The sequence below is a fragment of the Glutamicibacter sp. 363 genome, from assembly GCF_052379505.1.
GTDB lineage: Bacteria > Actinomycetota > Actinomycetes > Actinomycetales > Micrococcaceae > Glutamicibacter.
On the sequence record NZ_JBQSYR010000012.1, the window covers coordinates 1 to 13,655 of the forward strand.

Sequence of the window (13,655 nt, forward strand, 5' to 3'; positions counted from 1 at the left end):
ATCTCAGGGCAGCGCCAGAACAGCTAGATATAAAGAAACCCTTGCTCCGCACATTGAAAATGTGCCGAGCAAGGGTTTCTTCGTCAAGCAGAGCTAGTCTTTGTCGCCGGGCTGGTAAACATCCGGGATGCCGTCTTTGTTGTCATCGCGTGTTTCGCGGGCGGCAATGATCTTGTACCCACGGTTGCGCGGGATCAGCCACAAGGCGCCGAGGATCGCGGCAATGAAGGAGCCGGCCAGGATTGCGACCTTTGCATGCTCGTAGTGCACCGATTCCAGACCGAAGGACAGCTCGGAGACCAGCAAGGAGACGGTGAAGCCGATACCCGCCAGCAGCGTCACGCCGAACAGGTCAGCCCATTTGGCGTCCTTATCCAAGGACGCCTTGGTGAACTTGGTGAGCAACCAGGTGAAGCCCATGATGCCGATCGGCTTGCCGAGCACCAAGCCAAGCACGATGCCCCAGAGCACCGGGTCGGTGAACAGCCCGCCGCCGCCGGATTCGGAGGAAACCACCGTGACACCCGCGGCGAAGAAGGCAAAGATCGGGATGCAGAAACCGGAAGAGAGCGGACGGAAGCGGTGCTCGAAGAGTTCGGACAAACCATATCCTTCGCGGCCGTCGGTGCGTTTGACCGGTATGCAGAAGCCCAGAACCACGCCCGCGATGGTTGCGTGAATTCCCGAACCGAAGATGAAGATCCAGGTGATGACGCCCAGCGGCAACAGGATCGCCCACGCCGCCCAGGCGCGCTTGGCGAAGAATTTGCCCAGGGAACGGGCCAGCACGGTGAACAGGATGATCGGAATCAGGGCCAGCCCGAGGTAGGCCAGCTTGAGCTCGTCGGTGAAGACGAAGGCGATGATGACGATGGCGATCAGGTCATCAACCACCGCGAGGGTCAGCAGGAAGATGCGCAGCGCGGCCGGCAGAGCCGAACCGATGACGGCAAGCACCGCGACGGCGAAAGCGATATCGGTCGCCGTGGGGATCGCCCAGCCGCGGAGCAGCTCGGTGCCGCCCCCGGAACCGGCGGCGATAGCCACGAAGACCAATGCCGGAACCAGCACGCCACCGAAGGCAGCGGCAACCGGGACCGCCGCGGTTTTGACGTTGCGCAGATCGCCAATGACGAATTCTTTCTTCAATTCCAGACCGGTCAAGAAGAAGAACACCGCCAGCAAGGCATCGGCTGCCCAGTGGCCGATGGAAAGATTCAGGTCGACACCGAAGAGGGTGGGCCCGAAGTGGAAATCACGCAGCGCAAAATAGGAATCGCGCATCGGCGTGTTGGCCCAAATGAGCGCGAGGATCGCGCCAGCGATGAGGACCATGCCGCCGACGGTTTCCTTGCGCAGGATATCTCCAATGCGCACCGACTCTTTGTAGCTTGGGCGCGAAAACAGGTTCCTTGGCGAACCTGAAGAGGGCGTTGGAGTCATTGTTGAACTCGCTTACTTCGATAAATGAAAATTTGTTCGCCGACCAGACTTCCCGGCACACCTGACTTTAACACTAGCGCGAAACGTGGCTCGAACCACAAAATCCCGGGTGAGCGCATCTTCACACCGACCCGGGATCTTGCCGCTGGTTCTTGACGGCGGTTAGCGCGAAAGCCACTCATTGACCTGAGCGGCCTGCATGTTCAGCGCCTTGCCCAGGTACGGCTCCGCAGCGGAAGCAAGCTTGCCGCCGATGAACGGAATCGACGAGGAAACCTTCGCATCGATAGCGAATTCGCTCTGCTCACCGGCTGGGCTCAACGATTCGGTGCCGGAGACCGACACCGGGACGCCTGCCACGTTGATCTTCACCGATGCCGAACGATTGCCTGCTGCATCCGGTGCGCTCCACTGCTCAACCTGCGTGACATCAATGGAAGCGCCCACGAATTTACGGGCGAAGTCCGGCACGCGGTCGGTGGGCAGCGCGCGGACGGTAGTCAGGGTGAAGGCGCTATTGGTGTCGCCCTCAACGGTGAAACTCGTCAACGTGCCCTTGGCGAGCGAGGTCAGATGCTCGGCGAAACCGCGATCGGCTAAGGTCGCGATGACCTTGTCTGCAGGGTGCGCGATCTGCGTGCTTGCGTTCAATGCCATGAATACGAATCCCATTCTTGAAAGGTTCGGCGCTCTTGCAGAACAATCTTGTGTTCCGTGCCGGTTCTGGTCGTTATTAACCCTATCGGTTCCCTCAGGTTAGGTAGGCTAGGAAGGCAGCATAAAACAACATATTGGCATTGCGCCGACCGCGGAAACATTTTGCGGTCGTTGTTTGTGGTGCGCTACCGGATATTTTGCCTTCAGGAGAGGAACTTTAAGCAACATGAGCCTGAGCGGACTTCATGATTTCCTGCGCGAGGAACCGTCATTTAGGCGAATCCAGCAAGGCGCCTCGTTGGCCTTCAACGCCCGCAGCGAAGAGCTAGAGATCGCCGCCCCACCAGGGATGCGCGCAATTCTCGGCGCCCACGTCGCCGAGGGGCTTTTCTCCGGGCAAGACCAGTCGGTCATGCTGATCGTGACCGCCACCGGTCGCGAGGCCGAGGACGTCTCGGCGTCCCTGACCGCATACATGCCCGCAGAGCAGATCGCGGAGTTCCCTTCCTGGGAGACCCTGCCCCATGAGCGGCTCTCCCCGCGCAGCGATACCGTGGGCCGTCGCCTGGAAGTCCTGCGTCGGCTGCACGACGGAGACCCGACGCTGAAGGTCATCATCGCGCCGATTCGCGCGGTGCTCCAGCCGCTGGTCTCCGGATTGGGGCAGCTGCGCCCGGTGGAGCTCGAGCTCGACGCGGAGCCGGGCTTCGAAAGAGTCATCAGGGATCTGGCCGCGGCGGCTTATGCCCGGGTGGACATGGTCACTCATCGCGGCGAATTTGCCGTCCGCGGCGGCATCATCGACGTCTTCCCGCCAACTCTCGAGCATCCGGTGCGCATCGACTTCTTCGGCGAGCAAATCGATTCGATGCGCTACTTCTCCATCGCCGATCAGCGTTCCTTGGAAGGCGAGGCTCCAGCCAAGATCGTGGCCACTCCCTGCCGCGAAATGCTCATTACCCCGCAGGTGATGAGCCGGGCCGCCAACCTCAAGGCGAACTTCCCCGCGGCGACGGAAATGCTGACCAAAATTGCCGGCGGCATTGCCGTGGAAGGCATGGAATCCCTGGCGCCGCTGTTGGTCGATGAGATGGTGCCGTTGCTCTCGCTGCTTCCGGCCTCGTCCATCGCGCTGGTGATGGAACCCGAGCGAGTCCGCTCGCGCGCCCACGACCTGAATGCGACCAACGCTGAATTCCTGGCCGCGGCGTGGGCTTCGGCCTCCGACGGCGCGGCGGCGCCATTGGATCTGAGCACCGCGGAGTCCGGACGCAAGCTCGCCTCCGGCGACTTCGCCTCACTGGCCGAAACCGTTGAGCATGCCAAAGACGCCAAGGTCTCTTGGTGGTCGCTGACCTCGCTGGGTGCGGATGAAGATCTTGGCCTAGGCGCGGCGACCATCCGGGTCGAGGCCCGCGAACCACGCGGCTACCAAGGCGACATCGAAGCGATGATGGAATTCCTCTCCGGCCGGGTCAAGGACGGGTGGCGCTTGGTGGTGGCCACCGAAGGCCCGGGCCCGGCGGCGCGGCTGTCTGAACTTTTCCAGGAATACCAGATCCCGGCGCACCGTGTCCCGGAGCTCAGCGAGCTGCCCACGGCGGGACTCATCGAAATCACGCAGGCCACCGCCGGGCGCGGCTTCGTTTTTGACGAGCTGAAATTCGGGTTGCTGACCGAAGCCGACCTGCTGGGGCGTTCGAGCGCCTATGGCAGCCGCAAGACGCGCAAGCTCAGTGCCAAGCGCAAGCGCAATGCGGTGGATCCGCTGTCCCTGCAAACCGGCGACTACATCGTGCACGAGCAGCACGGCATCGGCAAATTCGTGGAATTGGTGGCACGCAAGGTGTCCGGGTCCTCGAAGGATGCCAAACGCGAATACCTCGTGGTGGAATACTCCGCTTCGAAGCGCGGGGCACCGGGGGACCGGCTCTTCGTTCCGATGGAGCAGCTGGACCTGGTCACCCGCTACGTGGGAGGCGAAGCGCCAAGCCTGTCCAAGATGGGCGGCTCGGATTGGGCCAGCACCAAATCAAAGGCCCGCAAGGCGGTCAAGGAGATCGCCGGGGACCTGATCAAGCTGTACTCCGCGCGAATGGCCAGCCGCGGCCACTCCTTCGGCCCGGACACCCCGTGGCAGAACGAGCTCGAAGAGGCCTTCGCCTATATCGAGACCCCGGATCAGCTCACCGCCATCAACGAGGTCAAGCAGGACATGGAGCGCGAGATCCCCATGGACCGGCTGATCTCCGGTGACGTGGGCTTCGGCAAGACCGAGATCGCGGTCCGGGCCGCGTTCAAGGCGGTCCAGGATTCCAAGCAAGTGGCCATCTTGGTGCCAACCACGCTGCTTGCCTCCCAGCACCACCAGACCTTCACCGAACGCTATTCGGGATTCCCGCTGCGGGTGAAGTCGCTTTCCCGTTTCCAGACGGCCAAGGAGTCCAAGGAAATCCTTGCCGGGCTCAAGGACGGCTCGATCGATATCGTGATCGGCACCCACCGGCTGCTGTCCAAGACGGTCCAGTTCAAGAACCTCGGGTTGGTGGTCATCGATGAGGAACAGCGCTTCGGTGTGGAACACAAGGAAGAGCTGAAGAAGATGCGCACCAACGTGGATGTGCTGGCGATGAGCGCCACGCCAATCCCGCGCACCTTGGAAATGAGCCTGACCGGAATCCGCGAGACCTCGACGCTGGCCACGCCTCCGGAGGAGCGCCATCCGGTGCTGACCTTCGTCGGACCGCGCAGCGATAAGCAGATCTCCGCCGCGATCCGCCGCGAGCTGATGCGCGACGGCCAGGTGTTCTTCGTGCACAACCGGGTCTCCTCCATCGACCGGGTCGCCGCGGAGCTGCGCGAACTGGTTCCTGAGGCGCGCGTCGAGGTGGCGCACGGCAAGATGAGCGAATCGCGGCTGGAACGAATCATCCAGGACTTCTGGGAGAAGAAGTTCGATGTGCTGGTCTCCACCACCATCATCGAAACCGGCCTGGACATCTCGAACGCCAACACGCTGATCGTGGACCGGGCGAACAACTACGGGCTCTCCCAGCTTCACCAGCTTCGCGGGCGTGTGGGACGTGCCCGCGAGCGCGCCTACGCCTACTTCCTCTGGGATGTGGAGAAGCCGCTCGGCGAGGTGGCGCTGGAGCGGCTGAAGGCCGTGGCAGCGCATAACGAGCTCGGCTCGGGCTACCAATTGGCGATGAAGGATCTTGAATTGCGCGGAGCAGGCAACCTGCTCGGCGGGGAGCAGTCAGGACATATCGCCGGGGTCGGCTTCGACCTCTACCTGCGCCTGGTCGGCGAGGCGGTAGCGGACTTCAAGGGCGAAGGCGAAGAAGAAGCCACCGAAATGAAAATTGACCTTCCGGTCAATGCGCACCTGCCCCACGAATACGTGCCGGGCGAACGACTGCGCTTGGAGGCCTACCGCAATATTGCCGGAGCCGAAACCGCCGAAGCGCTCGCCGAGGTCCGCGAGGAACTCGAGGACCGTTATGGCAAGCTGCCGCAGCCGGTAGAGAACCTGATGCGTGTCGCGGCGCTGCGCGTGAGGGCACGCGCGGTGGGGCTGCGTGACATCCAGCAGATCGGGAACCACATCAAGGTGTCACCGGCGAAGATCGAAGACCTTCCGGCCTCGCGCCAGGTCCGTTTGGAACGCCTCTACCCAGGGGCCGCGAACAAGCCGGCCTTGAACGCGATCTTCATCCCGAAGCCGCGGACTTCGCCGGTGGGCGGCAAGGACCTGGCCGACGAGGCGATCCTGGAATGGGCCGAACGCATGCTCTACGGAATCTTCGAGCCGACGCCAGCGGTGGCCGAAGCGAAAAAGTAGGCCTCGAGCAAACCGATGGCCGGGATCCCAGAACTGGATTCTGGGATCCCGGCCATCGGTCATTCAGCGTGTAATTCGTCCGCGTAGTCGTGCACCGGCCGGGCATAGAGTGCCAGGCTCGGAGCCAATGCTTGCAAGGCGACCCGAAGGGCCGCGGTGCCTTCGCCGGCATCATGCAAGGCCAAGGCGAGAAACGCTTGCGCATCGCGGTGCAGGGAAGAGTCCGGGCCGACCGCACGGAGCAGCTTGATGGCTTCCTGGAACTCACCCACATTGCGCAGGGTGCTGGCCAGCTGGATTCGCGCTTCGCTCAGTTTCTGCTCGCTCAACGTCCCGGCCATGGCCGCGCGGTAGGGGCCGATGGCCAGGGCTTCCTCGCCCAGATAATCGTGCAGAGAGGCTCGTTCAAAAAGGGCCTCAGCATCATTTGCTGGCTTTTGCGCAAGTAGTTGCGCCAACTCATTGCGCAGGGCATCTGGATTTTTAGTCCCTGCGGTGTTCCAGAATAATTCGATGCGTTCGTGCCAGTTGCTGGTCATGGCTTGAGACTAGTCTGGCAGCCTAAGCCCAAGCAAGCAGCCTTGGCCGGGCTGGGCACGAAAAAGGGGAGGTCCGAAGACCTCCCCTGATTCAAGCTTGACTTACTTGGCGGTGTTAGCTGCGGCAGCCACGGCGATGGAGTCCGAACGTCCCATCAGGTGCATCGGAATCGCGAAGGCGCCGAACGACAGCACGAAGCATGCGATGGTTGGCCACCAAGCGGTCTCCAAGGTCCAGTAGGACAGGGCGTAGATGCCAGCCGAGAACAGCACCAGGAAGATCACGGTATTAACGATGTTGCCAACGAGGCGACCTTCACCAGAGTGGGCGGTGTTCTTGCCGTTCGAGTACACTTTTTCTCCTTGAGGAAACGAATGGGTGCGGTGCCTTAGTAGCTGGACCCGCTTTGCTCTCCCTCTAGGATAGCAACTCCGGAGCTGGAACCGAGACGTGTTGCGCCGGCGGCAATCATGGCCCGGGCGGTTTCCACGCTGCGCACACCGCCCGAAGCCTTGACCCCCAGACCAGGGCCGACGGTCTTGCGCATCAAGGCGACATCTTCCACGGTGGCGCCGCCGGTGGAGAACCCGGTGGAAGTCTTCACGAAATCGGCGCCCGCGGCCTTGGCTGCCTCGCAGGCCAGAACCTTGGCCTCCTCGGTAAGCAGGCAGGTTTCGATAATGACCTTCAAGATCGCGCCACCTTCGTGGGCTGCCTGGGCAATGGCGAAGATCTCGTTAACCAGCGCGTCGCCATCACCACGCAGCGCCGCAGCCACGTCGATCACCATGTCGATCTCGTTGGCGCCGTCGGCTACCGCGGTGCGGGTTTCAAAGACCTTGGTATCGGTGGTGGAAGTGCCCAGCGGGAAGCCAATCACCGAACAGGTTAAGACGTTGGAGCCGGAGAGCTCGCGGGAGACCGTGGACACCCACAGCGGGTTCACGCAGACGGACTTGAACTCATACTTCTTGGCTTCCTCGCAGATCGTCACGATCTGTTCGCGTGAAGCGTTCGGTGCCAGCAGGGTGTGGTCGATAAAGCCGGCAATGTCGCGGGCGCTCAGTTCACTCATCTTGATCCTCTGTTCGTTCTCTTACCTAGTTTTTGAGCAGGTCCTGCACGAACAATTTATTCGTTCAGGAACGCTTCGAGTTCGCGCTTTAGGGCCAGACACTGTTCGGTGGCACGCGCCCGTGCGGCAGGCACGCCGGCCAAGTCATCTGCGTGCTCCACGGTTTCGAGGTAGCACTTGAGCTTGGGTTCGGTGCCCGAGGGGCGGACTATGACGCGCGCCCCGGTAAAGGTGTGCAGCACCATTGCGTTGGTTGCCGGCAGCTTTTCGGTGCCGCGGGACAGGTCGGTGACCTCGGTGACCGCCGCTCCGGCGAGTTCCGCCGGGGCGCTGGTGCGGATCTTGTCCATCAGCACCGGGATCTGCGACAGGTCGGTGAAGCGCAGGGAAAGCTGGTCGGTGACGTGCACGCCGTGTTGGGCCGCCAGCTCGTCCAGGCGCCCCTGGATGCTGCTGCCGCCGGCCTTGAGCTCCGCCGCCAGGTCTGCGAGCACCAGCGCCGCGGACATTCCGTCCTTGTCGCGCACGAGCCCCGGAGCCACGCAGTAGCCCAGTGCTTCTTCGTAGCCGAAGCCGAGGTTCTCCACCCGCGAGATCCACTTGAAACCGGTGAGGGTCTCCTCGTGTTCGCGCCCGCTGTCCTTGGCAATTGCGGCGAGCATGCGCGAGGAGACGATTGAATTCGCCAGCTTCTGTTCCGCCGGGAGGGTGCGCGAAAGCTGGTCTCCGAGCAGCCAGCCCACTTCGTCGCCGCGCAGCATGCGCCACGCGGTGCCGTCATGGATGGCACCGGCACAGCGATCCGCGTCGGGGTCATTGGCGATGACCAGATCTGCGCCGAGTTTGCGCGCCAGGGCCAGGGACAAATCGATGGCCCCGGGCTCTTCGGGATTGGGGAATTTCACCGTCGGGAAATCCGGATCGGGGTGCTCCTGCTCGGGGACCATATGCACATCGGTGAATCCCGCGTTGCGCAAGGCTTGGCGCATGGTGTGACCGCCGACGCCGTGCATGGCGCTGACCACCACCTTCAGCTGCTTGCGGTGCAGCGCGCGGGCTTCATCCGCCGGATCAATCACCTTGCCGATCGAATCCAGGTAGGCCGCCTCGATGTCTCCGTCCTGGCCGGAGCCTGGAAGCACCGTCCACCCGGAGGCCTGACGCTCAATCTGCGCCACCGGCTGGTTCGGATCGATGAGCTCCGCGATCTGCTCATCGATGGGGGAGACGATCTGCGCGCCGCGGCCCACCTCGTCGGCCACCCTGCCGCCGACATACACCTTATAGCCGTTATCTCGGGGCGGGTTGTGGCTCGCGGTGACCATGACTCCGGCCTCCGCGGAGAAGGTGCGCACCGCCCAGGCGAGCACCGGGGTCGGCAGTGCCGAAGGCATGAGCAGGACCTCGAAGCCGGCGGCGGTGAAGACCGCCGCCGAATCCACGGCGAACACCTCCGAGTTGTAGCGCGCGTCGAAACCGATCACGACCTTGGGCGCATAGGCGCCTGCGGCCCGTTCGCTGAGGAACCGGGCGATCCCGGCGGCGGTGCGCAGGACCACGACCCGGTTCATCCGCATGGGGCCGGCGCCGAGCTCGGCACGCAACCCGGCGGTTCCGAATTCGAGCACGCCGGAAAAGCGCTCGGCAAGATCCTCCATGGCGATTGCATCCCCGGATTCGACCCGGGAGATCAGCTGCTGGAGTTCTTCGGCGGTAGCCGCATCCGGATCCTGCGCCGCCCAATGGGCCGCCCGCGCGAGGAGCTGGATTTTCTCGGTGTGGTTCATCGTTTTCCTAGCCTCGAAAAGTGAAGTTGATTCTCGCCTAGAGCCGGGCGATGATCTGCGCCAGGAGCTTCGAGATCCGCGGGCCGGCAGCCTGGCCGGCCTCGATCACCTCTTCGTGGCTCAATGGAACCGGGCTGATGCCGGCGGCCAGGTTGGTCACCAGCGAGATGCCGAAGATTTCCATTCCCGCATGGCGGGCGGCGATGGCTTCCAGCGCGGTGGACATGCCCACCAGATCGGCGCCGATGGTTTTGGCGTACCGCACCTCGGCCGGGGTCTCGTAGTGCGGGCCGGTGAACTGGGCGTACACGCCTTCGTCCAGGGTCGGGTCGACCTCGCGGGCCACCTCGCGCAGGCGCGAGGAGTAGAGGTCGGTCAGGTCCACGAAGGTGGCGCCTTCCAACGGGGAGGCGGCGGTGAGGTTCAGATGATCCGAGATCAGCACCGGGGTACCCGGAGTCCATGCCGGATTCAGCCCGCCGCAGCCATTGGTCAGCACCACTTGGGTGCAGCCGGCAGCGGCAGCGGTGCGGATCGGGTGCACTACCGAACGGACGCCGCGCCCCTCGTAATAGTGGGTGCGCGCGCCAAGGACCAGCACGCGCTTGCCGGTTTCGGTCAGGATCGAGGAAATGCTGCCGCGGTGGCCGGGTACGGCCGGGGCATGGAACCCGGGGATGTTGGCGGCATCCAGGGTGTGGGTGGTCTCGCCGATCAGCTCGGCGGCCTGGCCCCAACCGGAGCCTAGGACCAGAGCGATGTCGTGCTTTTCGACGTTCGTCTGCTCGGCAATTACCTGGGCGGCCTGTGCCGCCAACGCCTGTGGGTCGTTTTGCATATCATTCACGTGAAATACGCTACCGGTAGGTAGCCCCTTTGTCAGGTGGCAACGGTGGCAACGGGGCGAAATTCACTCGATCGTGATGTGCGCAAATCCGGTGCATGGTGAACAATGGGAAAGGTGAGCGCAGATCGTAGGAATAAAGCAACCCGTTTAGTAATCCTTGGTGGCGGACCAGGTGGCTATGAAGCTGCCATGGGAGCCGCCCAGCTAGGTGCCAATGTCACCGTTGTAGAGCGTGCCGGGATGGGTGGTTCGGCGGTCCTCACGGATGTCGTGCCGTCCAAAACCCTCATCGCTACCGCTGACGCGGTACGCCGGGTGCAGCATGCGGAAACCTTCGGTGTCAACATCGAGGGCATCAACGATGCGCAGACCGACTTCTCGGTGGTCAACCACCGTTTGCTGGCCTTGGCCAAGGAACAGTCCGGAGATATCCGCACCGGCCTGGAGCGTGCCGGGGTGCGTATCGTGATCGGCGACGGCCGCCTGGTGGACCGCAAGACGGTGGCGGTAAGCCACCCGGACGGCTCGGAGCAGTCGATCGAAGCCGACGCCATCTTGCTTGCCGTCGGCGCCCATCCGCGCGAACTTCCTACCGCCAAGCCAGATGGCGAGCGCATCTTCAATTGGACCCAGATTTATAATATGAACGAGGTGCCAGAGCACCTGATCGTTGTTGGCTCCGGTGTCACCGGTGCGGAGTTCGCATCGGCCTACAATCTGCTCGGCGCCAAGGTGACCTTGGTCTCCTCGCGTGACCGTGTGCTTCCCGGCGAGGACGCGGATGCCGCGGCCGTGCTCGAGGACGCCTTCAAGGAAAACGGCGTCAACGTCGTTTCCCAAGCACGCGCCGAAGGCGTGGAGCGCAAGGGGGACAAGGTGTTTGTCACCTTGGCCGATGGCCGAGTGCTCGAAGGCAGCCATTGCCTGGTAGCCGTCGGCGGGATCCCGAACACCGAAGGCCTCGGCCTGGAGGAAGCCGGCGTTCAGCTCAGCGATTCGGGCCACATTAAGGTGGACGGTGTCTCGCGCACTACCGTCACCAACGTCTACGCCGCTGGCGACTGCACCGGTGTCTTCGCCCTGGCTTCGGTGGCCGCGATGCAGGGCCGCATTGCCGTTGCCCACCTGCTCGGCGACTCGGTGAAGCCGATCGATCTGAATCTGGTCTCCTCGAACGTCTTCACCTCCCCGGAAATCGCTACCGTCGGCGTCTCGCAGCGTGCGGTCGCCGAGGGCAAGTACCAGGCGAACATCATCAAGATTGACCTGAATACCAACGCTCGCGCAAAAATGATGAACGTCGAGCAGGGCTTCGTGAAGATCGTTGCGCGCAAGGGCTCGGGCACCGTTATCGGTGGCGTTGTCGTCGCGCCGCGGGCCAGTGAATTGATCTTCTCCCTGGCGCTTGCGGTGCAGAACAGCCTGCACGTGGATGATGTAGCCGAGACCTTCTCGGTCTACCCATCGCTCTCCGGTTCTTTGGCCGAAGCCGCCCGCCGCTTGCACCGTCATATCTAGGTCTCTTGCCGCATAAGCCGGGCGTTCCTGAGCAGCAATCGGGAATGCCCGGCTTTTTCGCGCTGTCAGGGCCGGTGGAAGCCAGCGCCAGGTGGTGCGCACGGCCACTGCCGCAAATTGGCGCAGAAGTATATTTTCGTGGGGCACTTCATAGTCCGCTCGTCTTTTGATATAGGGCATGCGCTGCGTTCAATTGCCGCGTCTCACTATTCGGGAGCACATTTCGCGCAAGTCAGGGGCGAATACTGGGCCAGGTGGGTGTTGAATAAAAAATGTGTCCAAATATTGGACACAAATATCCACATACTGGTCGTTTCGGCTTACCATTATGAAGTCATAAACGAGCCTTTTCTCGCACTTCAGAAGGAGCCGCCGCCATGTCGCAGGCTAACCAGACAGTAGCGCCAAAGGAAAACACCCGTGGGCGCGTGCTGTTCGCCAGCATGATTGGCACCACGGTCGAGTTCTTCGACTTCTATGCCTACGCCACCGCGTCGGTATTGGTTTTCCCAACGCTGTTCTTCCCCAACGCCACGGCGATCAACGCCATCCTGTCCTCTTTCGCCATTTTTGGTGTCGCATTCATCGCGCGCCCGCTCGGTTCGATCGTCTTCGGCCACTACGGTGACAAGCTGGGACGCAAGGGAACTCTGGTTGCCTCGTTGCTGCTGATGGGTATCGCGACCTTCCTGATGGGCTTCCTGCCCGCCGCACAGGGCCACTGGACGGTACTTGCGCCCACGGCGCTGGTGATCCTGCGCTTCGCTCAGGGCCTGGCCTTGGGCGGCGAATGGTCCGGTGCCGCATTGCTTGCCACCGAAAACGCTCCGAAGAACAAGCGCGCCATCTACGGAACTTTCCCGCAGCTCGGCGCACCGGTTGGCTTCATCCTGGCCAACCTGATGTTCGTGGTCCTGCAGACCACGCTGACCGCAGAGCAGTTCTTGGCCTGGGGCTGGCGCGTTCCGTTCTACTTCTCCGCGGTGATGGTCATCATCGGCCTCTGGGTGCGTCTGAAGCTCGTGGAATCGTTGTCCTTCCAGAAGGTGCTCAACGAGAAGAAGGTGGTGAAGTCCCCATTCTCGGTGACCATGAAGAACCACTGGCGACCAACCTTGGCCGGTACCTTCATCATGCTTGCCACCTATGTGCTCTTCTACCTGATGACCTCGTTCACGCTGACCTACGGCACCACCGCGGCAACGATTGAACAAGGGCAGGCTGCTGCCGAGGCCGCAGGAAAGACCTTTAGCGCCGAAGGGTTCGTTCCGGGACTGGGCATCGAACGCCCAACCTTCTTGACCATGCTCATCATCGGCGTCGTCTTCTTCGGTATCTTCACCGTGGTCTCCGGGCCGCTGGCCGAGAAGTTCGGCCGCCGCAAGTTCCTGATCTGGGTGACCAGCGGAATCTTGGTCTTCGGCTTGGCCTGGACCCTGTTCTTCGGTCCGGGGCAGGGCGCGGCGATGGCCGGTCTGGTCATCGGTTTCACGCTCATGGGCCTGACCTTCGGTCCGATGGCTTCGTTCCTGCCCGAGCTGTTCCCTTCAAACGTGCGCTACACCGGTTCGGCAGTTGCCTACAACATGTCTTCGGTGATCGGTGCGGCTCCGGCTTCGTTCGTGGCCATCGCACTGTGGAGCGCAGGCAAGGGCAACACGATGGGCGTCGGAATCTACCTGGCCATCGCCGCGGTGCTGACGCTCTTTGCGCTCTTCCTGACCCGTGAGACGAAGGACGTGGACATGGAGGAATTTGTCGAGTAATCTCGGTCCCCGAATGTTTTCGAAGGTGCGCAGGGAATTCCGCCAGGAATTTCTCTGCGCACCTTCTTTTGCTTTTTGCGGATCAAAACCGCTGAGCTTGTCGTAGAGTCGGGTTGGAAAGAGACGAGCTAGTGCTCATGGTGAGCTTGCTGACGTGGCAGGCATCCGAGATAGGGAA

General features: G+C 62.5%; 10 protein-coding genes. 3 read left to right on the forward strand and 7 right to left on the reverse strand.

Annotated features, from left to right (window positions below; genetic code table 11):
- Positions 1-93: 93 nt before the first annotated feature.
- Complete coding sequence (nhaA, locus tag ACT3UA_RS08695) at positions 94-1,377, reverse strand: Na+/H+ antiporter NhaA (protein ID WP_308727270.1); 1,284 nt, start codon at positions 1,375-1,377, stop codon at positions 94-96.
- Positions 1,378-1,605: 228 nt separating this feature from the next.
- Positions 1,606-2,100: a DUF2505 domain-containing protein gene (locus tag ACT3UA_RS08700; protein WP_096287575.1), complete on the reverse strand. Its 495-nt coding sequence runs from the start codon at positions 2,098-2,100 to the stop codon at positions 1,606-1,608.
- Between the two features lie 226 nt (positions 2,101-2,326).
- On the opposite strand from ACT3UA_RS08700, the gene mfd reads away from it, so the two are divergent.
- Positions 2,327-5,944, forward strand: coding sequence for a transcription-repair coupling factor (gene mfd / locus ACT3UA_RS08705; protein ID WP_096287573.1), 3,618 nt, complete (start codon positions 2,327-2,329; stop codon positions 5,942-5,944).
- A gap of 59 nt (positions 5,945-6,003) precedes the next feature.
- On the opposite strand, the gene ACT3UA_RS08710 is transcribed toward mfd, so the two are convergent.
- From ACT3UA_RS08710 to ACT3UA_RS08730, 5 genes are all read right to left on the reverse strand, one after another.
- Complete coding sequence (locus ACT3UA_RS08710) at positions 6,004-6,483, reverse strand: tetratricopeptide repeat protein (RefSeq protein ID WP_255248487.1); 480 nt, start codon at positions 6,481-6,483, stop codon at positions 6,004-6,006.
- Positions 6,484-6,585: 102 nt separating this feature from the next.
- On the reverse strand, positions 6,586-6,837 hold the full coding sequence (locus ACT3UA_RS08715; protein ID WP_096287571.1) for a hypothetical protein: 252 nt from the start codon (positions 6,835-6,837) through the stop codon (positions 6,586-6,588).
- 35 nt (positions 6,838-6,872) lie between these two features.
- Entirely contained in the window at positions 6,873-7,559 is a 687-nt protein-coding gene (deoC, locus tag ACT3UA_RS08720; protein WP_096287569.1) for a deoxyribose-phosphate aldolase, read from the reverse strand.
- Positions 7,560-7,615: 56 nt separating this feature from the next.
- The gene (locus tag ACT3UA_RS08725) at positions 7,616-9,346 is read right to left on the reverse strand and encodes a phospho-sugar mutase (RefSeq protein ID WP_096287567.1); all 1,731 of its coding nucleotides are present in this window, start codon (positions 9,344-9,346) and stop codon (positions 7,616-7,618) included.
- A gap of 37 nt (positions 9,347-9,383) precedes the next feature.
- Entirely contained in the window at positions 9,384-10,184 is an 801-nt protein-coding gene (locus tag ACT3UA_RS08730) for a purine-nucleoside phosphorylase (protein ID WP_096287565.1), read from the reverse strand.
- 114 nt (positions 10,185-10,298) lie between these two features.
- Here ACT3UA_RS08730 and ACT3UA_RS08735 point away from each other — a divergent pair, with 114 nt between their 5' ends.
- Together ACT3UA_RS08735 and ACT3UA_RS08740 are read left to right on the forward strand one after the other, a co-directional pair.
- Positions 10,299-11,711 (forward strand): NAD(P)H-quinone dehydrogenase, encoded by a 1,413-nt coding sequence (locus ACT3UA_RS08735; protein ID WP_096287563.1) that lies wholly within the window; start codon positions 10,299-10,301, stop codon positions 11,709-11,711.
- Between the two features lie 377 nt (positions 11,712-12,088).
- Positions 12,089-13,477, forward strand: coding sequence for an MFS transporter (locus ACT3UA_RS08740; protein ID WP_096287561.1), 1,389 nt, complete (start codon positions 12,089-12,091; stop codon positions 13,475-13,477).
- Positions 13,478-13,655 lie beyond the last annotated feature (178 nt).

What these genes read in the sequence shown, in the direction of transcription:
- ACT3UA_RS08740 (WP_096287561.1), top strand. Translation starts at nt 12,089, where the DNA reads ATGTCGCAGGCTAACCAGACAGTAGCGCCAAAGGAAAACACCCGTGGG.
- deoC (WP_096287569.1), bottom strand. Translation starts at nt 7,559, where the DNA reads ATGAGTGAACTGAGCGCCCGCGACATTGCCGGCTTTATCGACCACACC.
- ACT3UA_RS08730 (WP_096287565.1), bottom strand. Translation starts at nt 10,184, where the DNA reads ATGCAAAACGACCCACAGGCGTTGGCGGCACAGGCCGCCCAGGTAATT.
- ACT3UA_RS08725 (WP_096287567.1), bottom strand. Translation starts at nt 9,346, where the DNA reads ATGAACCACACCGAGAAAATCCAGCTCCTCGCGCGGGCGGCCCATTGG.
- ACT3UA_RS08700 (WP_096287575.1), bottom strand. Translation starts at nt 2,100, where the DNA reads ATGGCATTGAACGCAAGCACGCAGATCGCGCACCCTGCAGACAAGGTC.
- mfd (WP_096287573.1), top strand. Translation starts at nt 2,327, where the DNA reads ATGAGCCTGAGCGGACTTCATGATTTCCTGCGCGAGGAACCGTCATTT.
- ACT3UA_RS08735 (WP_096287563.1), top strand. Translation starts at nt 10,299, where the DNA reads ATGGGAAAGGTGAGCGCAGATCGTAGGAATAAAGCAACCCGTTTAGTA.
- ACT3UA_RS08710 (WP_255248487.1), bottom strand. Translation starts at nt 6,483, where the DNA reads ATGACCAGCAACTGGCACGAACGCATCGAATTATTCTGGAACACCGCA.